This window comes from Bacillus benzoevorans (assembly GCF_014207535.1).
Taxonomy (GTDB): Bacteria; Bacillota; Bacilli; order Bacillales; family Cytobacillaceae; genus Bacillus_BD; species Bacillus_BD benzoevorans.
Window position 1 is genome coordinate 39,538 of the sequence record NZ_JACHGK010000011.1, and the last position, 24,923, is coordinate 64,460.

The window sequence follows — 24,923 nt, forward strand, 5'->3', positions numbered from 1 at the left end:
TATTATTTCCTCCTATCTTCAATCTCCAAAGGCCGTTTTTGTAATTCCTGTTTGGCCACGTCCAACTCAAATTGCAGGTGGTCGATATCATCTTCAAGAACAATATATAAATCCTTTTCCAATGTATCTGTAAGCTGGTTGATCGTTACTTTCGTTTCTTTAAGGGAATCAGCCAATTCAGGAGTTTTGGAAGGCTGCGAATTTAAAAACGCATATTTCTCTGATAATTCCACTATGGAATCTAAATGGGAATAATAAAAGCGTTCAGCCTGAAAAAAACGTTTTGGTTCCTTTTTTGTAATGAAATAAATTCGATTGACAACCCGAATGATATCGATATTTTGCTTCATATTAGATAAAGAACGTCCGCGGATAAACGCTTTTTGCAAGCGATTAATTTTCAGCTTCGCTTCTTTTAAATTCCTCTTTATATACTGATATTCCCTTCTTGTTAACCCATTGCTCCGCAGAAATTGACGTCTATTAACCCACTTAAGCGTGAAGAATACCGCCATTCCGCTGACCAGACCATATAAAAGCGATATGACAATATCTTCATGAAAGGCTAAAAAGCTAATGGCCCAAACCAAAACAGAAACAAATCCGCCTGCAGCAGAGCGTAATACAAATTGGAAAAATGATTTCATAAAAAATCAACTCCTGTCGAATGGCATATCTATTATACGATTAAAATCATATGAAGGTTTCATCTTTATTTTAAGCGGTCTCCATTAGAAATGCTACATGTTTGCAATAAAATGGATACTGCGCTGTAGCTTGATCTACGTCTTGAGACTGAGTAAATAAAACGAAAAAACCTGGCTTCTTTGAAAAGAAACCAGGTGATCTTTCTGTTAATCTATTTAATCGCTCTAAAAGAATTCTAATTGGTTAATAGACCAGGCGTGGCAATGGTAAATCTGATTATTAAAGAGCATCATTTATGAGCAGGGGCTCATTTAATCCCCATTGTTCAAACCAATTGATTTTTTCACGAAGCTTAACCACTTCTCCAATGACAATCATACAAGGATTGGTTACATTTTCTCGCAAAGCTGACTCATAAGCAGAACCAAGTGTACTGATGACTGTCTTTTGTTTTTGCAACGTCCCCCATTGGATAAAGGCAATCGGTGTTTCGGGGCTTTTCCCGCATTGCAGGAGTCTTTCCTGGATGCGCGGCAGGTTTTTTACTCCCATATAAATAGCAATCGTATCTACCCCGCTGGCCAGGGTTTCCCATTTAATCCGGTCTTCTTCAAAGTTCTTGCTGTGACCTGTTACAAAGGCAAACGAGGAACTGATGTCCCTGTGAGTTAAGGGAATTCCTGCATAGGCAGAAGCAGCAATACCGGATGTAATACCAGGTACAATTTCAAACTCTACGCTGTTTTTTGCGAGAAACTCTGCTTCCTCACCGCCTCGTCCAAAAACAAACGGATCCCCGCCCTTTAATCTAGTCACTGTTTTTCCCTTTTTGGCATGTTTTACTAATAAATGATTGATAGTTTCCTGCTGTAATACATGATAATTAGGAAGTTTACCGCAAAATATTAATTCCGCATCAACTCTTGCATATTGCAAAATTTTCTCATTTACCAAACGATCATAAAGAATGACATCTGCTTTTTTTATGCACTTTAACCCTTTTAGAGTAATTAATTCAGGATCACCAGGTCCTGCTCCGACTAAAAATACTTTTGCCACTGCCCTCCAACCTTCCATTTATATAAATGGATAAACCATGTCATTGTAAATTGACATGGTTTATCAAAGAACTTTCTTAGATCAGTCCTTGTTGCTTTAAATATTGAAATACAATTTCCACACTTTCTTCAATGCTTTGGCTATTTGTTTCAATCACCAGTTCCGGATTTTCAGGCTCTTCATATGGAGAGTTGATCCCGGTAAAGTCTTTTATGATTCCTTGTCTAGCTTTAGCATAAAGCCCCTTCGGATCACGCTCTTCACACGTATCAATCGGGCATTTTACAAATACTTCAATGAATTCTTTATCTTGAAGCAAGTCACGCACTAAATTGCGGTCTGCTTTGAAAGGAGAGATAAAAGCCGTTAACACAACCTGCCCGCTGTCAACAAAAAGCTTTGCCACTTCACCGATTCTACGGATATTTTCCGTCCGATCCTCTTCAGAAAAACCAAGATCCTTATTTAATCCATGACGAATATTATCTCCGTCTAATACATAGTTTCTAACGTCTTCATGATAAAGCTTGCTGGCAACAGCATTGGCCAAGGTGGATTTTCCAGACCCGGACAATCCGGTAAACCAAATGACAAAACTGTTATGTCCATTTTGCTTTCTTCGCTCTTCTTTTGTTAATGATTGTTCATGCCAAACAATATTTGTATTTTTCCCCATCTTCATTTTCCCCCTTTATTATGATTGAACCGCGTGCCTTCTTAATCCTTCAATCAGAATTTCAACCACTTCTTTACGGCTGAATGTACTTGGAGGAATTTCTCCATTGCGTAATAATTCTCTTACTTTTGTACCTGATAAAATGACATGATCTTCCTTGCCATGCGGGCAGGTTTTAGCTGAAGCCATATTTTCGCATTTTGTGCAATAAAAACTATGCTCAAAGAATAACAAGGTGATTCCAAGCTCTTCTGCAGTAAAATTGCTAAATATTTTTTGTGCGTCATAAGTTCCGTAATAGTTGCCAACACCCGCATGGTCACGTCCAACAATAAAATGAGTGCAGCCGTAATTTTTTCTGACCATCGCATGGAAAATAGCTTCCCTTGGACCTGCATAACGCATAGCTGCTGGGAATACGGCTAAAAATACCCGATCAAGCGGATAATAGTTTTTCAATAATACTTGATAGCTTTCCATTCTGACGTCTGCAGGGATGTCATCAGATTTTGTTTCACCGACAAGAGGATTCAAAAATAAACCGTCAACGGTTTCTAACGCTGTTTTTTGAATATACTCATGGGCGCGATGCACCGGATTTCTGGTTTGGAAACCGACAACCGTTTTCCATCCTTTACTTAGAAATACTTCCCTTGTTTGCACGGGATCTAAATGGAACTCACTAAATTGTTCGCGCTCAATTCGTTTAACAAGGGTAATTTTTCCGCCAATATATACATTCCCGCGGCTGAGCATTTTAGCCACACCTGGGTGTGCAAGTTCAGTTGTACCATAAACTAATTCTGCTTCCTTTTGTTTATCAGGTACATAGATATCGGATACGGTAATCACTCCGTAAGTAGACCCTTCATAATCCAAGCGGAGCTCATCGCCGACAGCGATTGATTGGGCTTTTTCTTCAGAAACTGGCAATGTAATCGGAATACTCCAAACATATCCTGAATCGAGACGCATTTGATTTACAACACTTTCATAATCCTTTTGACCAAGAAAGCCTTCGATTGGGCTATATGCTCCAGTACCAATCAACTCTAAGTCACTTAAGCTGATATTGTCTAATTCAATTGAATTGGCAATATGTGAATAATCAAATTCCTTATTCCAACGGTTAATTAAAACTCCCCCATGCGGTGTACTTAATGCCATTACAAAATTCCTCCTATATATGATCCATATAAATTTAATGGGTTTTAAAGAAAATGAAATATAGCTAAATCCCTTCACCCTGTTCAACATAAGAACTGTTTTCTTTTTTTATCGTTTTCACTAAGCTTAAAATTCCAAAAGTAGCAACACTTACACTAAGCAATACAATAATAGTATAAATATCACTATCAACAAATATCTTAATCAAACTATAAGAAATAACCAATGAGACAATTGGTGAAACGACCCATACCTTTACAATTTTACTAATAACCTGCTTATTAACTGTATTTTTACCTTTTTTCGCCACTCCTATCCCCATGATTGCTGTACTCGTTACTTGAGTAAGGGGTACCGGAAGTCCAAATAGAGAGGCCGTAATAACAAGCAGCGATCCTGTGCCTGAAATCGTGCCGCCTTCAAGCAATGAGAACCTGGTAATCTTTTTCGCATTGGTTTGCAGCACATTGCCGCCTAACAGGATAGCACCCATCGCAATAAAAAATCCACCTAGTACGATACCCGTGTTCATCGAAATAAGATGGGCTCCGACTAAAGGTCCTATCGCATTGGCGACATTATTCATTCCGGCTGAAAATGCCTCGAAGAAACCAACAATGACCACAAAAACAGCCAGTATCTTTTGCGCCCTTTTTTCCCTTAACTGCGGATATTTTTTGTTCACTACCGCGATAAGCTTTCCTAATAGAAAGGCTATCGTAAAAGCGACAACGGGAACAATGACCCAAAATGCGGCAATCACAAAAATATTTTTTATATATAGTGCCTGCTGGGCAATGCCGACACCAACAATAGAACCAACCGTAATTTCACTCGTGGAAAGAGGTATCCCCAGCAGGTTTGCTAGAAACAGCGATAGAGCTGCGGAGGATAAAATAATAAGAACAACTTTAGCTGTTAACAGGTCTTGTGGAATAATCCCTGAACCAATCGTTTTCGCCACTTCGCTCCCGCCAGTAACTGCCCCTAGAAATATTGCTATACCGCATATCAATAAAGCCTTTTTTCTGCTTGCAATCGCTCCTGAACCGTAGGCTACACTGATTGATGCTGCTGCACCGCTAGCTCCGATATTCATGGCAAAGAAAAGTGCCACGATCCCAGATAAATAAGTCAAAATCATCGATGATTACTCCTTTTATAGATGCAGACCGCACTCCGTTTTGCCAGTGCCGCTCCATCTTCCGGATCGCAGGTCATCTGCGTTAATTGCAGGTTGTGTGCAAGGACTGCAGCCAATACTTGGATAACCGTTGTCATGCAGTTTGTTATAATCAAGTTGATGTTTATGGGCATAGCGCCAAATGTCCTTCCAAGTCCAATGAATTAATGGGCATATTTTGACTGATTTAAATCTATTATCTTGATTGATATACTGAGTATTTTGGCGCGTTTCAGATTGTTCCCTTCTTAATCCGGACAGCCATGCTACAGCTCCTGATAATACTTCATTTAATGGAAGGATTTTGCGGATTTCACAGCATTTATTCGGCTGCGCCTTCCAAAGTTCCTCACCGAATTGTTTCGCCTGTTCTTCGAGCGTCAAACTTGGCTTTTTCAGCTCGATTTCTAATTCGGGATAGCGCTCTTTTACTTTTTCGATTAATTCATAGGTTTCTTTAAAATGAAGGTCTGTATCAAGAAAAACGATTTTTGCCTGCTTATTTACTTGATAAATCAAATCGATTAAAACGATGCCTTCAATCCCGAAACTACAGGCGTAGATTAGTTTATCACCATAGTGGGAATATGCCCATTTCAGCGTTTCCAGTGCTCCCTTTGTGTCATCATCGGCCGGAAAATCCTGTAACGGGAATTGTGCAAAATTTTCATATGTTAATAGCTCTGTCATCTTTTCTCCTCCATTTAATTGAAATGGTTCTATGTGTCATCTATTCAATGAACGCATGGTAAACAAAAAAAGTTATTTCCATCTCTAAATAATCGCGGACGAGACAGTAATAACTTGAGAATTATCCATACGTGATAGCCTCTAGTATGTCTAGTCAGCAATAAGATTTATTTAAGGTAAATGCCTTACTTTTTAAAAATTTTATCACAAATTCATCATATGTCAATAAATTATATGTACTTACTCGGAATTATTTTTTGCAGCATAAAAAATATTCAGTTAACTTCCTCCCAAAGTTCATATCATTAGTTTTATAGGTAAATAAAAAAAGACAGTGAGACAAAAATGTACTCACTGTACTCATCACGCGTTCAGGAATCGAACACATTTAACGTTTATAAAAATTCAGCCAAATCATGATCGGAACTAAGCTAAGAGAAATTACTGTTATTCCCATCCAGCCGAAGAATTGCCAGATCACTCCGGCAAGAGTCCCCCCGGTTGCAACCCCCAAATAATAATGGACTAAATATAGACTGGAGGCCCCTGCCTTATGATGTGCAGCACGCTCATTTACAATAGCCGACATTAATGAATGAGAAACAAAAAATCCGAGGCACGTCAGACATAGCCCTATGATAACTGTTGGAAGTGATGGTATATTGGTCAGCCACGCCCCGGCAATTAATAGGAGTGTACCCATTGTCACCAGAATCGGCTTTTTCATATGTATAGACAACCTGCCCGCAGCAATGGAACCAAAAATGCCGGTTAAATAAGCTAAATACGTTAAGGATGTATCCCTTACTTGTAAATGGAACGGGTCATTTTCCAGATAAAAAGGCAAATAAGTCCATATACCAGTGAAGGAAAACTGCAATAAAACTCCCATAATAAAAGCAGGAATGAGCAAAACGTTTTTTAAATGGCTGAAAATACTGACTAAATCCTTGCCCGCAGATACTTGACTAGCCTGGAAATAATAAGATTTTGGCAGATTAACATAATAGATGATAAAAAGAATAAGAGCAAAACAAAACCAGATGAAAAGCGAAACCTTCCAGCTGGCAACATCGGCAATGTAGCCGACAAAAATCCTGCCAAACATTCCTCCGGCACCATTAGCAGCGATATACATCATGATCCCGAGACCCGTACTTTGCGGGGCAACTTCTTCACTAATGTAAACAATGGCGGCGGCTGGCAGCCCCGCGATAAAAAATCCCTGGAAAAAGCGCAGCAGCAAAAAAAGCACGAAATTCGGGACAAGCGGAAGCAGGATCAATGGAATGAGCGAGCAAATCAGTGTAACATTCATGACCTTCGTCCGCCCGATGCGATCCGATAAAAAGCTGAAAAATATCAAGCCCAAAATCATGGAAATGACGGCAACCGATAAAGAAAGTCCGGCGGAAGCGGAGGAAATGTTGAATGACCGCACCAATAAAGGCATGATCGGCTGTACAAAATATAGATTAGTAAACGTAATCACCGATGCAAAGGTTAAAGCCGCCATCATTTTCTTAAAGCTTGGATCACGAAATTTGTATTTTTGATGGTTATGTTCTAATTCGCTTAAGACAGCCAATCGTTTCACCTGTTTCCTCAATATTTTTTGTATATAATTCTGTAACGTTCATTATATACCTTTTAGAGAAAAATTGAGGAAAAATTGTGAACAATCTACTTTAAACTTGTTTCATTCCGAATTGTTTTAATTGATTTTTGTCAATCTTCCCGACAGGTGTCTTTGGAAGCTCCTTAAGGAAAATGATTTCTTTCGGAATTTTATAGCTTCCCAGCTTTACTTGACAATGCTGCTTTAACTCTTCTAATGTTAAACTCGTCTTATTCTGCAATACAATAAATGCGGTCACTTTTTCGCCCCATTTTGCATCAGGAATCCCGACTACAGCGGTTTCACTGACTTGAGGCAAACTAGAAATCCAATGCTCTACCTCCAGTGGATAGACATTTTCCCCGCCTGTGATAATCATATCTTTTTTCCGTCCGGCAATATAATAAAATCCATCCCTGTCTCTTCTTGCCAGATCGCCAGTATGAAGCCAGCCGAAATGCAGAACTTCTGCCGTTGCCTCAGCATTATTCCAGTAGCTTGTAAATAAATGCTTGCCTTTTAACAGCAGCTCTCCTGTTTCATCAGGTGCTGTTTCCGAACCGTCTGTTCGAATAATTTTCACTTCATTAAGCAGCATCGGTTGCCCGACAGAGCCTCGTTTTCCATGAACCTTCTGAAGATCCATGTAAAAATTATTTGGACCGGCTTCCGTTAATCCGTAGCCTTCTTTAAACTGCAAACCTTTTCGCTCAAATTCTGCATAGATTTCCAGTGGGCAAGGGGCGCCGCCGGAAAGAAAAACGATGGAAGGTGAAAAAGTCTGCTTTTGAAAAACCTCTGTACGAATCATCATATGATACATCGTCGGTACGAGCAGAATAATGGTACATTGATAATCGATCAGATAACGGACCGCCTCTTCAGGCCGATAATCATCGGCAAGAACAACTTTCCCGCCAATTAATAATAGCGGAATGGACAGAGCATTTAATCCCCCTGTATGAAACAACGGCATATATGTAATAGTCACGTCATGACTAGTCAAATTCCAGCTCATGATCGTATTCACTGCGTTATAGAAGATGGATTGATAGGATAAGACAACTCCTTTTGCTTTTCCTGTTGTACCCCCGGTATAAATGATCGCTAAAGGGTCCAAACTCGATAATTTTGCTTCCACCGGAATCCATTCCGTATTCTCAAGATACTCTTCTCGTTCTACTGCGAAATAAATTGTTTGCAGGAATGGAATGTCCTCCATTCTTCCGCGAAAACTTGGATGCACTCCTGCAAGCTTTGGGGTACAATCCTGCAAGATATATTCAATTTCTTCTCCAGCCAATCTCCAGTTGATCGGGACGAAAATGGCGCCTATTTTTGCGCAGGCAAAAAAGAGATCAAAATAGCAGATATGATTGGGCGCTAATAAGGCTACCCTGTCCCCCTTCTGTATCCCCCGTTTCAATAACCAGGCTGCCGCCGCAGTACTTCTCTGATTCAACTCGGCATAGGACCATGTCTTTTTCCTGGCTGCATCAGCAACCGCCTCCGCTTCCGGAGTTAATCTCGCCCGATTTCCTATCCAATCCAGTTCCTGCATTAGAGATAACTCTCCCTTCAATTCATTGGTACAAAAATTCAGAAATGTGTTTCAACAATCCAGCCAGATCATCGATTAATGGGGAATGACCGCAATCTTTTAATTCGGCAAACCTTACTGGACGACCAATATCCGCCAAGATTTCCTCGGTCATTTGTTTAGTGACCACCAAATCTCGGTCGCCGCGGAGAACGAGTACCGGAAGTTTAAGATTCCGCACAAGACCATTTCCACTGATCAACCCATTATGCTGATCGCTTATATTAAATGTATTTAATGCGTGGTACACCTCGGCCAGATTTTTCTGCGTCACCATATCTGCCGTATATTCGTTATACTTCTCCTCACCTGGCATATTTTTCGTATAAATCAGGCTATCCCATACAGCCTTTAAAAAAGCATAATCGTTCGTATCGTAGGCATGCTGAATCGGAATGGTTTTTCCCGGATCTGCTTTTACATCTTCATAAGAGGTCAGGCGCTTCCCTTCCAAATCAGTAAAAGGATAACCCCTAGTTGAAGCTGAAGCCAGCAGAACGAGCTTTTCACAGCAGCCGGGATAATCTGCCGCAAACTGCATCCCGACAGCCCCGCCTGTGGACCAGCCAATAATGGAAAAGTTCTTTAGCCCAATCAGATCAACAAACGCTTTAATATCGTCGGAAAAATCTTTGATTGAACTGATTTTCCGGTGATATGATGAAGCACCGAACCCCCTCATGTCAACAGCAAACAGTTTAAACATTGGATCCATTTTTTCTAATACTAAATCCCAATGTTTCGAAGATGTCATATTGCCATGAATCAGCAGGACATTTATCTCTCCGCCTTCACGCTCTTGATAGGCAATCGTCTCATCGTTTGGCAGCTTTATCGATTTATAGTGGATGTTTACTGCGTTCATTCATCTCTCCCTTTCCCTGTTTATCTGAACATTTAATGAATTCAGTTATCATCGGTAACACTATTGTAACTGATCTTTGGTTGTATTCCTATGAAACTCCTATAATCGATGCGGTTATTCCATGTTCTTTCAGAGCCCCCTATCCAGCAGCATTCTTTTCTGTTTTGACTACTTGTTTTTTACTCTTCTTCACCTTCAGTGATTTCAGTGCACCAACAATTCCTTGAGGAAAAAACATAACGGCAAGGATGTAAATAATCCCAAAGAAAATAATCCATCTCTCAAAGATCCAATGGATTTTCGCCATCGCTGTCAGCCAGTGATGAGCAAACTCGATCAAACCTGCTCCGATGACCGCTCCAATAAGAGTACCGACACCCCCGATAATCGACATTAATAGTGCATCTAATGTAATATCGATAGAAAATACACTTGTATTGACAAATCGTAAAGAAATAGCATAGAGCATCCCCGCGATCCCGGCAATCACACCGGAGACAACACTTGAAATGATTTTATAGTGCAGCACACTATAACCTAATGATTCCGTCCGCTGCTCATTCTCCCTGATCGCCTGAATAACGCGGCCTAGCGGTGAATTGATTAATCTTCGCAGAAAAACAAAGACCATGACCAGCAATACCAGGCATATCAGGTAGAAATCTGTCCGGTCACGCAGTAGTTCAGGCACTCTAAAGGTAAAACCATCATTCCCATATGTCATGGTGCGCCATTTTTCCGCCAGGACAAGGAATAACCCGGCAAATGCCAGGGTAAGCATGGCATAAAAATGACTTTTCAAGCGGAGTGTCAAGAGACCGATAAAAAAGCTGATAACTGCGGTAAAGAGAATAACCAGCAAAAGAGCAAGGAAAAGATTGGCTAGTGTGGGTTCGAATCTTTTCATGAAAATCCCCATCGTATAAGCCCCGATGCCGAAAAACATTGCATGACCAAATGAAACGATCCCTGTAAAGCCAAGCAGCAAATCATAGCTCATGGCAAAAATTGAAAAAATAAACACTTGTGTAAGCAAGATGAGAAGAGTTCTAGAATCATAGATAAACGGGAGAATGAGAAGAATGAGGGTGGCAATGAGATAAATAACCCTAGATTGATTTTTTCGTCTCAGCATCCTCTCACCCCTTTAATCCCAATAAACCTTGCGGCCTGAAGATCAATACAATTGCCATTAAGAGCATATTCACGGCTAAGCTTAGATCAGGTACATAGTAAGCCATAAATGAACCGGATAGTCCAACCAAAACAGCGGCCAGAATGGAACCAGGGAAACTGCCCATTCCGCCAATCACGACAACAATAAAAGCTAAGATAGCAAATTCCATTCCCATTCCCGCATGAATGACCCCGGAATAAGGTCCCAACAGAACACCGCCAAGGGCGGCCATAGCAGATCCTGCCATAAAAACGAACATAAATACCCTTTGAATATTAATCCCCAGTGACTGGACCATCTCTTTATTCATCACACCTGCGCGGACGACTAAACCAATCTTTGTCTTTTTAAGAATATATTGGACGATGGTAAACATGAAAAGTCCAACAGCAATGATAAAAGCACGATATTTAATAATCACGACCTCTCCCGCCTGCCAACTCCCTTTTAACGCTTCAGGAGGCATGGCCGATATTTGGTTTGGACCCCAGACAACCTTTAATAATTCAGCTAAGACCAGCATCAGCCCCAAAGTAATCAGGATCTGCTGGACATGATTGCCATAAACGGGTGTAATGATCCACTTTTCCGTCATCCATCCCAGCAGAAGTCCCGTTCCCAGGGCACCGATTATCCCGATGAGAAAACTTCCACTTACCGTATAAATCCAAGTACCGCTGTAAGCGCCCCAAGCAAACAATCCACCGTGAGCAAAATTCAGCACATCCATTAAACCGAAAATTAAGGTTAATCCTGCGGCAAGGAGAAAAATCAGCATTCCGGTAGCCAGACCATTAATCGTCAGATTGATAAATACATCCATTCGGCACTCCCTCTCCTTTAGGCAATTCCTAAATATTTGCGCCGTAATTCCTCATTTTCCCGCAAAACACTCATGGTGCCATTTTGCACGGTTTTCCCATCATCGATAATATAAAACCGGTCACCAATCGTACTGGCCATCATAAAATTCTGCTCGACAAGGACAATCGTCGTTGTTTCTTTCATCGCCACCAGCGATTCCATCACCTTTTCGACCATGATGGGTGCCAGCCCTTTGCTGGGTTCATCAATAAGAAGCAAATCATTTTCATTTACATAAGCTCTGGCAATGGATAACATTTGCTTTTGTCCGCCGCTTAAGTATCCGCCATTCTTTTTCCAAAACCGTTGTAAATCAGGAAACAATTGTAAAATATATTCCAGCCGTTCCTTTGTTGCTTCATTATTCGTTTTCATGGCTACTTTCATATTTTCTTCTACCGTTAAATAGGGGAAAACTCCCTGATCCTCCGGGACATACCCGATTCCCTTGTTTGCAATCCTAAAAGTCTGATATTGCTGAATCTGCTCTCCTTTCCATTCAATGATTCCTTTTGCTGCTGGATTCAGCCCCATAATCGTGCGTAATGTCGTTGTTTTCCCGGCACCATTTCTCCCAAGTAATACAGTAACCTCTCCTTGCTTCACTTCGAGGGAGACCCCCTGAAGAATATGATACTGACCAATATAAGTTTCAATCTCCATTAACTTCAGTTGAACGCTCATGCAAATTCCCCCCTAAATAAGCGGTCTGCACCGTTTCATTTTGCATCATTTCTTCTGGTGTCCCATCAGCTAAAAGTGTGCCATTATATAAAACCATCACCGAATCAGACAAATCCAAAATCATATCCATCTTGTGTTCAATTAAGAGAATCGTTCGCTCACCCTCTTCCTTTATTTTCTTAATAACTTCCAAAATGGCCGGCACCTCTTCTAAAGACATTCCCGCAGTTGGTTCATCCAGCAGGAGAACTTCGGTATTTAATGCCAAAAGCATGGCAATTTCCAGTTTACGCTTTTCACCATGGGCAAGATTCTTGGCCAGAGTATCTCCCTTTAATTGTAATAGCACCATTTCCAGCCACTTGAAGGTCTCTGTTTCAATTTCTTTATATTTACGAAAATGAGTCAGCATTCGATAGCGGATCCCCGCCTGTGACTGAACAGCCAGCCGGACATTTTCAAAAACGGTCAAATTCGGAAAAACATTGGTAATCTGAAAGGAGCGCCCGATTCCCTTCCTGGTTCTCATCGTTGATGATAGATTGGTAATATCCTCACCCTTTAAAAAAATCCGACCGGCTGTAGGTTTTAACTGGCCGCTTAAAAGGTTAAAAAAGGTTGTCTTCCCTGCACCATTGGGACCAATAACCGATTTAAAATGATTTTTAGGTACCGTCATGCTGACGGCATCTACCGCTGTATGTCCGCCAAAGGAAATCGATAAATCACTGGTTTCAATGATCGCGTCCACTGCTTCCCCCTCCTGTTTAACCTTATAAAACCCGGGGGCTTTCTCCATTGATACGTAAAGCCCCCGGGTGAAAACACGTTACCTTTGCTCCTAAATAAGCAGCTTTAAGCTGTCTTTATAACCATCTACTTATTTCGGATTGGCGGTGCCGTTTCCTCAGGGGTTAATTCGCGGATCAGCACCGGAACCGGATAATTAACGCCCTCCTTTTTCTCTAATTTAATCGCATAAAGTGTTTGCAGTGCCTGATGATCCTCTTTTCTGAAGGTCATTTTTCCTTTAGCCGTTTCAAAACTCATTCCTTCCATTGTCTCGATTAATTTCGCACTGTCTGTATTGCCCTCCGTTTTCTTCACCGCTTCAACGATGGCAATCGCGGCACTCATGCCGCCCGGTGTAAATAAATCTGGCACATCACCGTTAAAACGCTTCTTATGTTCTGCAACGAGCCAGTCATTTACTTCATTTTGCGGGAGCTGATGATAATAAACGGTAAAACCCTCCATCCCAATAAGCGGCTCCATTGTACTTAGAGCTGCGATATCAGGGGCTCCAGTGGATATTTTAATCCCTTTATCCTGAACCTTCATATCGGCTATTTGGTTCCATGGTGTATTGGCCCCTGCCCAGATGACAAATAAATAGTCAGGCTTAGCATCAATCACCTTCTGTACATTGGATGTGAAATCTGTTGCCACCGGGTCTGCATATTCTTCGTGAATAATCTCAGCTCCCAGCTTGACAGCGCTTTCCTTAAATGCCGCAACTCCATCGCGTCCAAAGGAATTATCAGGAGCAAGCGTAACAATTTTTACGCCCTTTTCTGCGATGGCAGCAGCCCCAGCAACAGCATCCTGTGAGGAATTGCGCGCAGTGCGAAAAATGTATGGATTAAACTCAGATCCGGTGATACTGTCGGCAACCGCCGGCTCAACAACCATTATGGTTTCATACTCTTCGGCAAGCGGCAGCACAGCCAGCGTATCACCACTGCTTGACGAACCGACAAGAAAATCAACCCCATCCTCTTCTAATAGCTTTGTCGCCTTTTGTACAGCGACCTCTGGCTTTGTTTCTGTATCCTCCACAATATATTCAATTTTGCGTCCTGCGACTGTCCTTGTTCCCCCGGTTGCATAATCTAAACCGAGTTCAAACCCACGAACCGTTTGTTCACCGTAAGATTCCAAGGCACCGGTTCGTGATGCCAAAACACCAATTTTAATCGCCTCTTGATTGGAATTGTTCTCATTTCCTTCTGTTTTTTCGGAACTACAGGCACTGGCAATAACCATGACAAACAGCACAATCACCATAACAAAACGATGCTTTAATGTTTTCATTCTCTTCCTCCTAATTTTGAATATTCTGATTTTAATACACAAGACTTATTCGACAAACTTTTATTTAATTTCTTGTATACTAAAAGAACAGAATGAGAACCTGATATAATATAGTTATCCAGCTTATTTATATATTTTACATTGACAATCTATTCACCTGCTAAACTGAGGAAATACTTGATACAATAATAGGAGTATGGTTATGTATTATTATTTTGTTGAAGAAAAAATTAAAAAAGCTGTGGAAGACGGAGAATTCGATCATCTTCCCGGTAAAGGAAAACCGCTTGACTTAACAGATGATATGCCGGGACTGTCTCCTGAACTGAAAATGGTCTACAAAGTACTGAAAAATGCAGGCTATCTTACTGAAACGAAGGATACAGAACAAGAAAAGATAACGTTTAAAGATTTATACACTAGTGCAACGGATGGTCATGTTCAGGCAAATTATCAGAAACGGATGGAATTCTATGAAATGATTAAAAATCGTAAACTCAACCGTAACAAAACATTTCATTCATATGCCGAAAAAATTTTCAAAAAGTTTTTTTAGCAGCAACCGGCCTATGTGTCGGTTTTTTTTCGTAGAAGGTGCTTTCATAGTGTTGCACAGATTGACAAACAGGCGATAATATCCTACTATAATAGCATTTTCAATGATAGACAGATTTTTATGAGAAACAGTATTAGGAGGATTACAAATTGATGAAACGAGGGCTGGGACTGCTCCTTATTGCAACGATTCTTTGGGGTGGAAATTATATTTGCGGACGGTTTCTTGGGCCTTCTTTGCCTGCAACACTATTGAATACGATCCGCTGGACAATCTCAACATTGATTCTTTTCGGAATTCTTTCCCTTAATCATAAGAGATTGCCATTGTTTAAAGAGTGGAAGAAATTTGCCCTGCTTGGTTTTACAGGGATCTTTGCATTTTCCACATTAAATTACTTAGCTCTACGATCGATCAGCGCCTCACAGGCAGGGATGATTTCAGCTGGTACACCGATTGCCATTCTTCTATTTACACCTTTTGTACTGAAGGAAAACATCAGCCGAAAAGCCTGGATTTGTGCCTTTATCTCCATTTTCGGCGTGATCATCCTCTTTCAGGGACAAAATAACGCAGCTGCCGGCGGCTCCCTTTTGGGAAATATCGAAATGGTATTAGCCTGCCTGGCCTGGGGAATCTACACCGTACTTGGGAAAAAATTCAGCAAAGAAATAGATCCGCTGACGCAAACGGCAGGGGCTGCTTTTTTTGGCACCATTTTCAGTGCGATCAGCTGCATTGGTACAGTGGATGCCGACATGATCCAAATGAATCTCCCTGTTATTTTGAGCATTCTTTACGTCAGTACCCTGGCTTCAGTCGGTGCCTATCTGGCATGGAATGCAGGAGTCAAGATCGTCGGCGCCAGTCAGGCAGCTCCTTATATCAACATGCTGCCGGTATGGACCGTTGTCTTCGGTGTCATTCTGTTAAATGAACAAATATCCCTTTTATCCGGTATCGGCGGTGTCATCACTATTATCGGAGCCGTATTAGCAACCATGGAACGCGGCTATTTTCGTTCCTTGTTTAAAAGACATACAATTGAAAAGCGTATTTAATGTATATGAAAAACCTGCCCTAATCACTTTTAAGGGCAGGTCCGTATCTGCTTCTACATTCTTTACAAGTAAATCCTACTTGTAAGTATCTTCAGGAGGTGATAATCATTGGATCCCACAAAAAAATCTACGAAGGATAAAATCCTTGAATTATTGAAAAAAGACGGCTTATTGTCAGTTAATGACCTGACAGAGCGTTTAAATATTACACATATGGCAGTAAGAAAACATCTTACGCAGTTAGAAAAAGATGCATTAATTCAAGTAAGCGAACTGAAGCAGCCTGTCGGCAGACCATTGCGAATCTATTCATTAACAGAAATAGGAGAAAGATTATTTTCCAAAAATTATGAAGGGATTACACTCGAATTTCTCCGTTATTTGCAAGAACTCCACGGACCAGAATCCATTGACATATTATTTAATAAGCGCGAGGAGAGGATGACAACGGAACTAAGCACAAAATTAAACCCTTTTTCTAAAACTGAAAAGGTGAAGCAACTGACAAGGCTCCAGAATGAAAAAGGCTATATGGCCGACCTGATTCAAACCGCCCCTGAAACATTTGAACTGATAGAACATAACTGTCCCATTTTGGCAGTTGCTCAAGTTTACACTATCGCCTGCACCTGCGAAACAAATATGCTGAAAAAGGTGCTGCAAACCGATAATATAACTCGAGAATCCTGCAAAACGGATGGCAGCCATCATTGTCGATTCTCCATTAAATTCAAATAAAAAAGGCTCACTGCAGCGTTCATCTGCAAGGGAGCCCTTTTTAATATAAGCCTATTCTGATTTAGTATACTGATATTCAATTTCATCCTTTTTTTCATGATAATCGACATGTAAATCATGTCCGGCAAAATACCACAGATCAGACTCCTCTACAAAAAATATAATTCCTTCTGCCAAAGTGCTTGCTGCCATGTCAATTGGCTCGTCTTTTGTAAACCCCAAAGAGAAAGTTTCCTGTACCGGGCTGGATCCGTAAAATTGGATATAAAATCTGACATAGTCACCTTGTTTTAATTCCATTTCTTCTTTAAACCATTGGCTCGCCCGTTCACTTATTACTATTTTCATGAGAAACTCCTCCTGTTGAATAGTTAAAAACAATATAGAGATTCGCTTCTTCCCTATTATTTCATGAAGCTGATTATTTTATCTTCATTTCTGTGACGGTGCTGCAAAATAAAACCTCCAGTACCTAATTTGGCTGGAGGCAATTGGTTAGAGAATTTTCATTAAATCAGACCATTCCATAATTCTTGGTATATCGAGATGACGATTATAGGATTGGTCCTTCACATATACTTTTAATGAATCCTGATTCAAGGTATTTAATACGGCAGGTTTATCGTCAAAATAATAATCAAGGTCAAGCTCTTCAATAATATGAATTTTTTCTTCATCCTGCATGCCATAAAAGAATCTTTCATCCCGCACAGGGAATCCTTTATCTATCATCCATTGTCTCGTCCGTTCCCCGTGTTTTTTCGGTCTTGCCGTAATATAGTAAATTTCATGTCCTCTTTTATCTAACTCCTGCAAAGTTTCAATCGCAGCCGGATATGGGGGACAATCGGTAAAATAGATCTCTTCCATTGAACTGATCCACATCTGTTTCCCCTGCTCGGCTGTTAAGTCAAAGATTTCATGGATATTTACTTTATCTAAGGCGTGGAAAGCCGCAATATCTACGTCCTTGCCAAGCTTTCTCGTATAAATATGAAATGCATGTTCTCTTAAGTTAATGAGTGTATCATCAATATCGAAGCCTAATTTCATTTTTCATCCCTCAGAAGTCTAGTTTTGTTTTAATCATATGTGGAATGGGGATGCAGGTCAAGAAATCCGAACTCATAAGACATGATGATAAGGGGATAGAATACAATATCAAAAGCCCCTGTTGCTTGTGGCAGCATTCAGGAGCCTACTGTTGATCAATCAGCTTAAAATGATTAATTGATCGATTTACAAGGTGTGTTGCTCATGTCTCAGTTTAATTTTGAATGGCTTTTTTTAAACTAAAGCGATATTTTTCGCCTTTTTCAATTTGAGTAACTTGTGAATCATGAACGGTAATTTGAATGGTTCCATACTCGATATTTTCTAATAAACTAACAATTTTTTCGATGATCTCTTGATCAATTTTATTTTTTGAAGACAACAAAATCCTCTCCTTTTAAAGAACTAACCCGATTCTCAAGTAAATCTTCCAGTGTTGTATGCTCAAGTACTAACGCTATGGTATCTCTAACAAGTGACCAAAGCGGCTTTAATTGGCAGCCAGGCTCCAGTTCACATGGTTCATATTTTGTCACGGATGCACAACCCATGGGAGAAAGCGGACCTTCCAATTGACGAACGACTTCCCCAATATTAATTTCACTCGGTTTTTTTCGGAGAAGGTATCCTCCACCTATCCCTCTTTTACTTGTTACAAAATCAAGCTTTTTTAGTTGCAGCAGAATTTTTTCAAGGTAATTATCAGTCACAAGCGTTCTCTTTGATATTTCTTCTATCGTCATGACATTCCCTTGATGCTGTCCTAATACGATCAGTGCTCTTAATGCATTTTCTCCCTTGCTGGATATCTTCAATTTTCTTCCTCCTCTAAAGTCGACTAAATCAGTCAACTTTTAGTTGCGACGCTTTCCAGGAAAGTGAAGTTTATATTATCCCTTCTCCCCTAACTAAAAGTATAATGCATTGATCGATTATTCAGCTATATTCCTCAGATCCTTTTCCAATTAATAAATAAAAAGGATACAATTGTCTCAACAATCCTCTGTTTTCCAATTTGTTTAATTTTTTGATTAATTTAAATTTTAATACCAATAATCCCTACCTGTCAACTGCATTTTATTTTATTTTATGATTAAATTTATTTTGTTCATTTTTATCTGAATCGTTTTCATTTTCACAAAACTAAAACGGTGTTAAAATGGTTTTTATGATAATGGAAAGGATTAGATGGTTAAATATGAATACGATGAAAATTTATTTAATCTTAGTTGTGAATATGGTATTTTGGGGATTTAATATCTCCTTTGTAAAAATCATTGTCGATCGCGTACCGCCTGTCACCGCTACATCCTTTCGCCTTTTCATTGCAGCAGTCACTGTCTTTCTAATCCTTGGTTTGACACGGCGTGTTCGTTTTCCGCATAAAAACGAATGGGGATATATGTTTGGCGGTTCCTTAACAAGTATTGTCTCGCACCATTTTTTCTTATCGATCGGATTAACGCAAACATCTGCTATGAATGCAGGTTTAATTTTAGGAATGGGGCCGCTTATTACGGTATTGTTATCTTTTGTTTTTTTTAAAAAGAAACCCACCCTTATCACTGCACTTGGCTTTATTTTAGGAAGCGCGGGGGTCAGCCTGACCGTTCTCTTTGGCAGCGGAAAACTGCAAGGGATTAATCTGGGGGATTTCGAAGTATTTCTATCTATCTTCGTGCAAGCCTTTGGTTTTATTTTAATCAATAAAGCAGCGAAAACAATGGACTCGGTGCTCTTAACCGCTTATATGCTGCTCATCGCTTCCATTTTCTTATTTTTTGTCAGTTTGAGGATGGAACCAACCGGTTTCACAGCGTTTGTAAAAGGATTTCCTTCGATCTGGGTGATATTTTTTCTTTCAGCGGTTCTGTCAACAGGTCTGGGGCAAATGATTTATAATTATGCCATCGGTCAAGTCGGGGCAGCCACAGCATCCATTTTTCTAAACCTTAATACCCTATTCTCGGTTATCGGTGCTGCACTGTTTCTTCAGGAGGCGATTAAAGCCGCTCACTTCATAGGATTTGTATTAATCGTCACTGGCGTTATCATGGGGTCTGGAACTTTAGAGACCTTCATTAGACAACAGCGAAAAAAGAAAGTCCAATTACCCCAATCGGTGAAAGCATCCAATCACTAAGACACAGGGGCCGTGCCAGGGCTAGTGAACAGACACCTATCCTCATGACAGAAATCAAAAACCCGCCTATCAGAAACGATATAGCGGGTTTTGCAACAAAGCAATAATATATGGAATGGGGTTCAGGTCAAATGAGGACTCCACGGACATTCTATTTTAAGGTTATCCTAACTGGTTAAATTCCCGCTTTCTTGCTTAATTGTTCATACCAGTTCTTTGTTTGTTCTGCACTCTCTCCATTGATAAAGATATTTTTATCATTCACTTTGATATACATAATCGGCCTAGCGTTATGATGAATAAAAAGCAGACTGCTGTCATAACCCTCAACCGTAAAATAACCTTTAGCCATCGTTTGCATGCCAAATCCATTTTCTTTCCATTTCACTTTTGGCATCTCAGCAAGCAGTTGAATCTGCTCAATATCAGCCATTTCCCATTGATCGCCATAGACACCGGAAATGGAGAACTGTTCCTCCCCTATTGTTAATTCATAATCCTGATATCCAAGGGACATGATAATGGTCACAAAACTCACGACAAGGACAAAAAGTGACGAACTGATCCAATAGCTGCGCTTTCGCTTTTTCGCAACCTCATATTTGCTTAGAAAAATAAAACCACCTAAAAGAAATAAAAGCATAAAGCCGAACTGAACCTCTATAGTATAGCGAAATGGGGTAAAGATGAGCGGCAGGAGAAGCAGCATTCCAAATGCTGTCAAGATAAGCAGTGAACCCGTTTTCTGTGGATATCCGTTAAAGATTAACTGTTCCTGCTCTTCTTTTGGGCGGTTCACAAAGCCTGATATAAGCCCGTATTTTTTGCGATAACGAATCAGCCAGCCCAAGACAATGAACAGAACGATCACAAACAATTCAACAGCAAATAGAATCCACATTTTTAAGACCTCCTTTTAATAGTGACTATATTTGTAGATTAAACCATTTTTTTCCTCTACCCTTACTTTTATTATACTTTATTTTCGGCAAAAAAAGTGCTATAATTAACCCCGTCTTATATAGTACTATTTAATCATTTTGATATACTACTTTACCTTCCTTAACCCTACGCTGGTGTAGCTCAGCTGGTAGAGCACTTCACTCGTAATGAAGGGGTCGCAGGTTCAAGTCCTGTCTCCAGCACTGTATCTATATGAACGGTAAGCCGTTTCACAGACCTTGTGAAGCGGTTTTTATGTTACGATTAAACTATCTTTTTCGGAAGACTTAACAATATTTTATTTATAAAAGTGTGGTGGACCTTACATGGATATTCGACAGCTGACCTACTTTTTAGAGGTGGCCAAGCAGAAAAGTATGACGAAGGCAGCAGAGGTGCTTCATGTTTCACAGCCTGCGTTAAGTAAAATGGTCAAAGGACTGGAAGAAGAATTGGGAATGACTTTGATTACGCGGACAAATAAGTCCAGTGAGGTAACAGATGTTGGAAAAATTGTCATGGAATATGCCGTTAAAATGAACGCCCTGCTGAATGAAATGAATGTCACATTATCTGATTTGACCAACCTGCAGCACGGCTCGCTGCAAATTGGCATCCCTCCGATAGCCGGCAGTCTTTATTTTCCAAAAGTGATTGCTGAGTTTCACAAGGCATTCCCGAAAATTAAAATTAATATCACGGAATACACGGCACCTAAATTGACAAAGAAGGTCCTCGAAGGAGAAATTGAGTTAGGAATCGCTGTACTGCCAATGGATGAAGAAGGATTTCAATTATATCCGATGGTCAGTGAAGAAATGAAGCTTTTGGTCCACTATAAACACACGCTTTCGTTGAAAAGTGCTGTCCATTTTAAGGAATTAGAGGATGAAGAATTTATTTTTTATCATGAAGATTTCGCCCTTCATGATATTATTTGGAAACAATGCATGAACGAAGGATTTACCCCAAATATTTTAATTAAAAGTTCGCAATGGGATTTTATGGCGGAGATGGTCGCGGCTAATTTAGGTGTCACGATTCTCCCGGAATCCATTTGCAGCCGGGTTGACCACCAGCATATTAAAATCATGGACCTTAAGCCGGCAACACCATGGAACTTAGCTGTCATGACAAAAAAGGATAAGTATGTTTCCAACGTTGCCAGAACTTTTATCGATTTCATTTTGAAAAACAAAAAATAATGAATGAAAAGCCCGCACCGGATAAAGGATGCGGGTTATTTATGTTAGGTTCCGAGATGTTCTTGCAGTATGAAAACCTTTACTTATAAAGAAAAGCCTTTTCATTACTTTTGGTTATATCAACTATGAAATATATGTATTTTACGTTCTTCATCTTACCATTTATAGTAAAAATAACTTATAAAACGTTAAGAAAAGGAATGAACAAGCATGAAGCTAATAACCATAATCATCCAAATTTTAGTCATCTACATCTTTTTATTTTTAGGAACTGCCATTAAAGCAGTCGTGTCATTGCCGATTCCGGCTTCTATGATTGGGTTATTGCTTCTATTGCTTGCATTAAAACTCGGTGTTGTCAAACTGGAATGGATTGAACAGGGCGGAAATTGGCTGTTAGCAGAATTGATGTTGTTTTTTGTCCCTTCTGCCGTTGGAATTGTTAATTATGATGAGATCTTTAGCTGGCAAGGATTTGAATCTGTCTTATTAATTGGCATTAGCACATGCATCGTCATCGCTTCTACTGCTTATATCGCTGAGAAAATTAATAACCGGAAAGGTAGTGAGATCACAAGATGAATATGATTATTGGTACATTGATTACATATATCGTTTACCGTCTGGCGAAAAAGGTTTATCAAAAATGGTCCTTTCCGTTATTAAATCCGCTCCTTGTCAGCCCGATTGTCTTAATCGGATTCATCAGTCTTGCCGATATTCCGGCAGTCTCTTATTTAAATGATACAAAGTGGATTACCAATATGCTGGGACCAGCCACCGTCGCCTTTGCCATTCCGATCTATAAACATTTCTATTTATTAAAGAAATATATTGGGAATATACTTATAAGCATTACTTGCGGAACCTTTGTGGCTATCGTTACGTCTTTTGCCTTAGCCTTTTTCGGACAGCTGCCTTTGGATCTATTACTTAGTCTGCTGCCCCGTTCCATTACTACACCAATAGCCATTGAAATGTCTGAATCAATTGGAGGTCTCCCAGCCCTGACAACCGTGTTTGTCATAGTTACCGGAATGAGCGGCGGCATTATCGGGCCTTCCATTATTAAGTGGTTTTCGATTCAATCACCTGTGGCCAGAGGGCTGGCACTTGGAATGGGTGCACATGGTTCAGGCACTGCTGCCGCAATGGAATATGGCGAAAAGGAAGCCACGTTCTCTACTATCGCTTTAATCTTTGCCGCCTGGATTACCCTTATTTGGGGCAATTCTCTTATTCCCGCTTTAATGTTAATGATTAAATAATGGACGCTGGTATTCCCCTCATGTAACTCTAGAAGACTCTATTGTGTATTCTTACATCAATAGAGTCTTTTATTATGACAAAACAGCTTTAGTCATACACAAGTCACGTACTTCTATCTCTAGTAGACAAACATACATCTTAGCAAATTTAGTCAATCATCCAGTTCCTTCTATCCCCTAGGGAATATACATATAAAAAAACGGACACGCAGGAAAGTATGCCACTTTAGTTCAAGCAGAAAAGAAAGGAGAAGGAGAGGAAGAATGACTCTTCAGACAGGAATCACCATTTTTGTCTTCCTCGCCACAATGGTCACCATTTTTTGGAGACCCAAGGGCATAAACGAGGCATATCCCGCAGCCATCGGTGCTGTGATCATCTTTCTGACAGGCACGGTCTCACATGCCGATGTTGCTGATATTATCGATAAAATTGGCGGGGCCTCCATTACCATTATCGCAACCATTGTCATGGCAGTGATATTAGAAAGCTTCGGATTCTTCCATTGGGCGGCCGCAAAACTAACAAGCTTGGCGAAAGGTTCCGGGTATCATTTATACTGGTACATCCAGCTTTTATGCTTTTTAATGACCCTGCTATTCAATAATGATGGGAGTATATTAATCACCACACCTATTCTTATTTTACTTCTTAAAAACCTTCGTTTAAAACCCCATCACCAAATCCCCTATTTATTAAGCGGGGCCCTTATTGCAACCGCATCCAGTGCCCCGATCGGTGTAAGCAATATAGTCAATTTAATCGCATTGAAAATTATTCATATGTCGCTTTATATGCATACTGCTATGATGTTTGTCCCGGCGACGATTGGATTACTGTTTATGTCAGCTCTTATGTTTATGGTCGTCAAAAGGAAGCTGCCAAAAAAGCTGCCTGATTCAAGCTGCGACATTGAGGAATTATTCTTCACAAAAAATTTCCATCCGCTAAAAGGAAAAACATTAGAAACAAGAAAAAAACGGACACAATTTATGATAAAGATATTACTGTTTGTATTTTCCATCCGCTGCTTGTTGTTTGTTGCTTCATATCTTTCTATTCCCATTGCCTACGTCGCTGTTTTTGGCTCGTTTTGTCTGCTTATGTGGCGATGGTATCATTTACGAACCAATCCCGTTGATATTTTGAAAAAGACCCCTTGGCATATACTCGTGTTTGCCTTTTCCATGTACGTCATTATCTACTCACTGCATAATCTTGGCCTGACAGAACTGCTTGTTAAATATACTGAACCGATTGTCAGTCAGGGACTCCTATATGCCAGCTTTATTATGGGCGGGCTGGTAATGGTTCTGTCAAACATCTTTAATAACCATCCAGCCCTCATGATCGGCACTATTACCTTAACAAATATGGGTCTTGATCCGATTACATTAAAAACCATCTATCTTGCCAACATTATTGGAAGTGATATGGGTTCGTTATTATTACCAATTGGTACCCTTGCATCATTGATTTGGATGTATATTCTTAAGCAGCATAAGATAAAAGTGAAATGGAAGGACTATTTGAGCGTATCACTTATCGTCATCCCGATTTCCACCATCTTCACTTTGTTCTTACTATTCTATTGGGTACAAATGGTTTTCAATTAATCAGTCCATAACATC

General features: G+C 40.1%; 27 protein-coding genes and 1 tRNA gene. 9 read left to right on the forward strand and 19 right to left on the reverse strand.

Annotated features, from left to right (window positions below):
• Positions 1-2 precede the first annotated feature (2 nt).
• The 14 genes from HNR53_RS14785 to HNR53_RS14850 form a co-directional block, all read right to left on the reverse strand.
• A complete protein-coding gene (locus HNR53_RS14785) occupies positions 3-647 on the reverse strand; it encodes a 5-bromo-4-chloroindolyl phosphate hydrolysis family protein (RefSeq protein WP_184527357.1) in 645 nt (214 codons plus the stop codon).
• 280 nt (positions 648-927) lie between these two features.
• On the reverse strand, positions 928-1,707 hold the full coding sequence (gene cobA, locus HNR53_RS14790) for a uroporphyrinogen-III C-methyltransferase (RefSeq protein WP_184527360.1): 780 nt from the start codon (positions 1,705-1,707) through the stop codon (positions 928-930).
• Between the two features lie 76 nt (positions 1,708-1,783).
• Positions 1,784-2,383 (reverse strand): adenylyl-sulfate kinase, encoded by a 600-nt coding sequence (gene cysC, locus HNR53_RS14795; protein ID WP_184527362.1) that lies wholly within the window; start codon positions 2,381-2,383, stop codon positions 1,784-1,786.
• Positions 2,384-2,401: 18 nt separating this feature from the next.
• Complete coding sequence (sat, locus tag HNR53_RS14800) at positions 2,402-3,550, reverse strand: sulfate adenylyltransferase (RefSeq protein ID WP_184527364.1); 1,149 nt, start codon at positions 3,548-3,550, stop codon at positions 2,402-2,404.
• 64 nt (positions 3,551-3,614) lie between these two features.
• Positions 3,615-4,694 carry a sulfate permease gene (cysP, locus tag HNR53_RS14805; protein ID WP_281391842.1) on the reverse strand — a complete coding sequence of 360 codons (1,080 nt, stop codon included), beginning with the start codon at positions 4,692-4,694 and terminating at the stop codon, positions 3,615-3,617.
• Between the two features lie 15 nt (positions 4,695-4,709).
• The gene (locus tag HNR53_RS14810; RefSeq protein ID WP_184527367.1) at positions 4,710-5,423 is read right to left on the reverse strand and encodes a phosphoadenylyl-sulfate reductase; all 714 of its coding nucleotides are present in this window, start codon (positions 5,421-5,423) and stop codon (positions 4,710-4,712) included.
• A gap of 388 nt (positions 5,424-5,811) precedes the next feature.
• The gene (locus tag HNR53_RS14815) at positions 5,812-7,020 is read right to left on the reverse strand and encodes an MFS transporter (RefSeq protein WP_343065339.1); all 1,209 of its coding nucleotides are present in this window, start codon (positions 7,018-7,020) and stop codon (positions 5,812-5,814) included.
• Positions 7,021-7,111: 91 nt separating this feature from the next.
• Complete coding sequence (locus HNR53_RS14820; protein ID WP_184527369.1) at positions 7,112-8,602, reverse strand: acyl-CoA synthetase; 1,491 nt, start codon at positions 8,600-8,602, stop codon at positions 7,112-7,114.
• A 22-nt stretch (positions 8,603-8,624) separates the two neighbouring features.
• A complete protein-coding gene (gene phaZ, locus HNR53_RS14825) occupies positions 8,625-9,506 on the reverse strand; it encodes an intracellular short-chain-length polyhydroxyalkanoate depolymerase (RefSeq protein ID WP_184527371.1) in 882 nt (293 codons plus the stop codon).
• Positions 9,507-9,645: 139 nt separating this feature from the next.
• Entirely contained in the window at positions 9,646-10,641 is a 996-nt protein-coding gene (locus tag HNR53_RS14830; RefSeq protein WP_184527373.1) for a branched-chain amino acid ABC transporter permease, read from the reverse strand.
• Positions 10,642-10,645: 4 nt separating this feature from the next.
• Positions 10,646-11,506 (reverse strand): branched-chain amino acid ABC transporter permease, encoded by an 861-nt coding sequence (locus HNR53_RS14835; protein WP_184527375.1) that lies wholly within the window; start codon positions 11,504-11,506, stop codon positions 10,646-10,648.
• 17 nt (positions 11,507-11,523) lie between these two features.
• Positions 11,524-12,231, reverse strand: coding sequence for an ABC transporter ATP-binding protein (locus HNR53_RS14840; RefSeq protein WP_184527377.1), 708 nt, complete (start codon positions 12,229-12,231; stop codon positions 11,524-11,526).
• On the reverse strand, positions 12,200-12,982 hold the full coding sequence (locus tag HNR53_RS14845) for an ATP-binding cassette domain-containing protein (RefSeq protein WP_184527379.1): 783 nt from the start codon (positions 12,980-12,982) through the stop codon (positions 12,200-12,202). The genes HNR53_RS14840 and HNR53_RS14845 overlap by 32 nt, the downstream gene beginning before the upstream one ends.
• Before the next feature lie 125 nt (positions 12,983-13,107).
• On the reverse strand, positions 13,108-14,325 hold the full coding sequence (locus HNR53_RS14850) for a substrate-binding domain-containing protein (protein WP_184527381.1): 1,218 nt from the start codon (positions 14,323-14,325) through the stop codon (positions 13,108-13,110).
• A 202-nt stretch (positions 14,326-14,527) separates the two neighbouring features.
• Between HNR53_RS14850 and HNR53_RS14855 the strand changes: the two genes are divergently transcribed.
• The 3 genes from HNR53_RS14855 (at position 14,528) to HNR53_RS14865 (ending at position 16,680) form a co-directional block, all read left to right on the forward strand.
• Positions 14,528-14,881 carry a DnaJ family domain-containing protein gene (locus tag HNR53_RS14855; protein WP_184527383.1) on the forward strand — a complete coding sequence of 118 codons (354 nt, stop codon included), beginning with the start codon at positions 14,528-14,530 and terminating at the stop codon, positions 14,879-14,881.
• Between the two features lie 152 nt (positions 14,882-15,033).
• Positions 15,034-15,942, forward strand: a complete 909-nt coding sequence (locus HNR53_RS14860) for a DMT family transporter (protein ID WP_246439599.1) — start codon at positions 15,034-15,036, stop codon at positions 15,940-15,942.
• Between the two features lie 108 nt (positions 15,943-16,050).
• Positions 16,051-16,680, forward strand: a complete 630-nt coding sequence (locus HNR53_RS14865; protein WP_184527387.1) for a helix-turn-helix transcriptional regulator — start codon at positions 16,051-16,053, stop codon at positions 16,678-16,680.
• Positions 16,681-16,731: 51 nt separating this feature from the next.
• Here HNR53_RS14865 and HNR53_RS14870 read toward each other — a convergent pair whose 3' ends face one another.
• The 4 genes from HNR53_RS14870 to HNR53_RS14885 all read right to left on the reverse strand — a co-directional run bounded on the left by HNR53_RS14870 (position 16,732) and on the right by HNR53_RS14885 (position 18,548).
• Positions 16,732-17,028: a HesB/YadR/YfhF family protein gene (locus tag HNR53_RS14870; RefSeq protein WP_184527389.1), complete on the reverse strand. Its 297-nt coding sequence runs from the start codon at positions 17,026-17,028 to the stop codon at positions 16,732-16,734.
• A gap of 147 nt (positions 17,029-17,175) precedes the next feature.
• A complete protein-coding gene (locus tag HNR53_RS14875) occupies positions 17,176-17,733 on the reverse strand; it encodes a 5' nucleotidase, NT5C type (RefSeq protein WP_184527391.1) in 558 nt (185 codons plus the stop codon).
• A gap of 214 nt (positions 17,734-17,947) precedes the next feature.
• Complete coding sequence (locus tag HNR53_RS14880; protein WP_184527393.1) at positions 17,948-18,115, reverse strand: YezD family protein; 168 nt, start codon at positions 18,113-18,115, stop codon at positions 17,948-17,950.
• Positions 18,099-18,548, reverse strand: coding sequence for an RrF2 family transcriptional regulator (locus HNR53_RS14885; protein ID WP_184527395.1), 450 nt, complete (start codon positions 18,546-18,548; stop codon positions 18,099-18,101). Before HNR53_RS14885 ends, HNR53_RS14880 begins: the two co-directional genes overlap by 17 nt.
• A gap of 383 nt (positions 18,549-18,931) precedes the next feature.
• On the opposite strand from HNR53_RS14885, the gene HNR53_RS14890 reads away from it, so the two are divergent.
• Entirely contained in the window at positions 18,932-19,876 is a 945-nt protein-coding gene (locus HNR53_RS14890) for a DMT family transporter (RefSeq protein WP_184527397.1), read from the forward strand.
• A 175-nt stretch (positions 19,877-20,051) separates the two neighbouring features.
• On the opposite strand, the gene HNR53_RS14895 is transcribed toward HNR53_RS14890, so the two are convergent.
• Complete coding sequence (locus HNR53_RS14895) at positions 20,052-20,777, reverse strand: DUF3784 domain-containing protein (RefSeq protein WP_184527399.1); 726 nt, start codon at positions 20,775-20,777, stop codon at positions 20,052-20,054.
• Between the two features lie 171 nt (positions 20,778-20,948).
• Here HNR53_RS14895 and HNR53_RS14900 point away from each other — a divergent pair.
• From HNR53_RS14900 to HNR53_RS14920, 5 genes are all read left to right on the forward strand, one after another.
• Positions 20,949-21,021 (forward strand) — tRNA-Thr (locus HNR53_RS14900).
• Positions 21,022-21,144: 123 nt separating this feature from the next.
• On the forward strand, positions 21,145-22,023 hold the full coding sequence (locus HNR53_RS14905) for a LysR family transcriptional regulator (protein ID WP_184527401.1): 879 nt from the start codon (positions 21,145-21,147) through the stop codon (positions 22,021-22,023).
• Between the two features lie 210 nt (positions 22,024-22,233).
• A complete protein-coding gene (locus HNR53_RS14910) occupies positions 22,234-22,605 on the forward strand; it encodes a CidA/LrgA family protein (protein ID WP_184527403.1) in 372 nt (123 codons plus the stop codon).
• Positions 22,602-23,291, forward strand: a complete 690-nt coding sequence (locus tag HNR53_RS14915) for an LrgB family protein (protein WP_184527405.1) — start codon at positions 22,602-22,604, stop codon at positions 23,289-23,291. The genes HNR53_RS14910 and HNR53_RS14915 overlap by 4 nt, the downstream gene beginning before the upstream one ends.
• A 264-nt stretch (positions 23,292-23,555) precedes the next feature.
• Positions 23,556-24,908 (forward strand): arsenic transporter, encoded by a 1,353-nt coding sequence (locus tag HNR53_RS14920; protein ID WP_184527407.1) that lies wholly within the window; start codon positions 23,556-23,558, stop codon positions 24,906-24,908.
• Positions 24,909-24,923: the final 15 nt, after the last annotated feature.

What these genes read in the sequence shown, in the direction of transcription:
- HNR53_RS14785 (WP_184527357.1), bottom strand. Translation starts at nt 647, where the DNA reads ATGAAATCATTTTTCCAATTTGTATTACGCTCTGCTGCAGGCGGATTT.
- cysC (WP_184527362.1), bottom strand. Translation starts at nt 2,383, where the DNA reads ATGGGGAAAAATACAAATATTGTTTGGCATGAACAATCATTAACAAAA.
- sat (WP_184527364.1), bottom strand. Translation starts at nt 3,550, where the DNA reads ATGGCATTAAGTACACCGCATGGGGGAGTTTTAATTAACCGTTGGAAT.
- cysP (WP_281391842.1), bottom strand. Translation starts at nt 4,694, where the DNA reads ATGATTTTGACTTATTTATCTGGGATCGTGGCACTTTTCTTTGCCATG.
- HNR53_RS14810 (WP_184527367.1), bottom strand. Translation starts at nt 5,423, where the DNA reads ATGACAGAGCTATTAACATATGAAAATTTTGCACAATTCCCGTTACAG.
- HNR53_RS14820 (WP_184527369.1), bottom strand. Translation starts at nt 8,602, where the DNA reads ATGCAGGAACTGGATTGGATAGGAAATCGGGCGAGATTAACTCCGGAA.
- phaZ (WP_184527371.1), bottom strand. Translation starts at nt 9,506, where the DNA reads ATGAACGCAGTAAACATCCACTATAAATCGATAAAGCTGCCAAACGAT.
- HNR53_RS14830 (WP_184527373.1), bottom strand. Translation starts at nt 10,641, where the DNA reads ATGCTGAGACGAAAAAATCAATCTAGGGTTATTTATCTCATTGCCACC.
- HNR53_RS14835 (WP_184527375.1), bottom strand. Translation starts at nt 11,506, where the DNA reads ATGGATGTATTTATCAATCTGACGATTAATGGTCTGGCTACCGGAATG.
- HNR53_RS14840 (WP_184527377.1), bottom strand. Translation starts at nt 12,231, where the DNA reads ATGAGCGTTCAACTGAAGTTAATGGAGATTGAAACTTATATTGGTCAG.
- HNR53_RS14850 (WP_184527381.1), bottom strand. Translation starts at nt 14,325, where the DNA reads ATGAAAACATTAAAGCATCGTTTTGTTATGGTGATTGTGCTGTTTGTC.
- HNR53_RS14855 (WP_184527383.1), top strand. Translation starts at nt 14,528, where the DNA reads ATGTATTATTATTTTGTTGAAGAAAAAATTAAAAAAGCTGTGGAAGAC.
- HNR53_RS14860 (WP_246439599.1), top strand. Translation starts at nt 15,034, where the DNA reads ATGAAACGAGGGCTGGGACTGCTCCTTATTGCAACGATTCTTTGGGGT.
- HNR53_RS14870 (WP_184527389.1), bottom strand. Translation starts at nt 17,028, where the DNA reads ATGAAAATAGTAATAAGTGAACGGGCGAGCCAATGGTTTAAAGAAGAA.
- HNR53_RS14875 (WP_184527391.1), bottom strand. Translation starts at nt 17,733, where the DNA reads ATGAAATTAGGCTTCGATATTGATGATACACTCATTAACTTAAGAGAA.
- HNR53_RS14890 (WP_184527397.1), top strand. Translation starts at nt 18,932, where the DNA reads ATGAATACGATGAAAATTTATTTAATCTTAGTTGTGAATATGGTATTT.
- HNR53_RS14895 (WP_184527399.1), bottom strand. Translation starts at nt 20,777, where the DNA reads ATGTGGATTCTATTTGCTGTTGAATTGTTTGTGATCGTTCTGTTCATT.
- HNR53_RS14905 (WP_184527401.1), top strand. Translation starts at nt 21,145, where the DNA reads ATGGATATTCGACAGCTGACCTACTTTTTAGAGGTGGCCAAGCAGAAA.
- HNR53_RS14910 (WP_184527403.1), top strand. Translation starts at nt 22,234, where the DNA reads ATGAAGCTAATAACCATAATCATCCAAATTTTAGTCATCTACATCTTT.
- HNR53_RS14915 (WP_184527405.1), top strand. Translation starts at nt 22,602, where the DNA reads ATGAATATGATTATTGGTACATTGATTACATATATCGTTTACCGTCTG.
- HNR53_RS14920 (WP_184527407.1), top strand. Translation starts at nt 23,556, where the DNA reads ATGACTCTTCAGACAGGAATCACCATTTTTGTCTTCCTCGCCACAATG.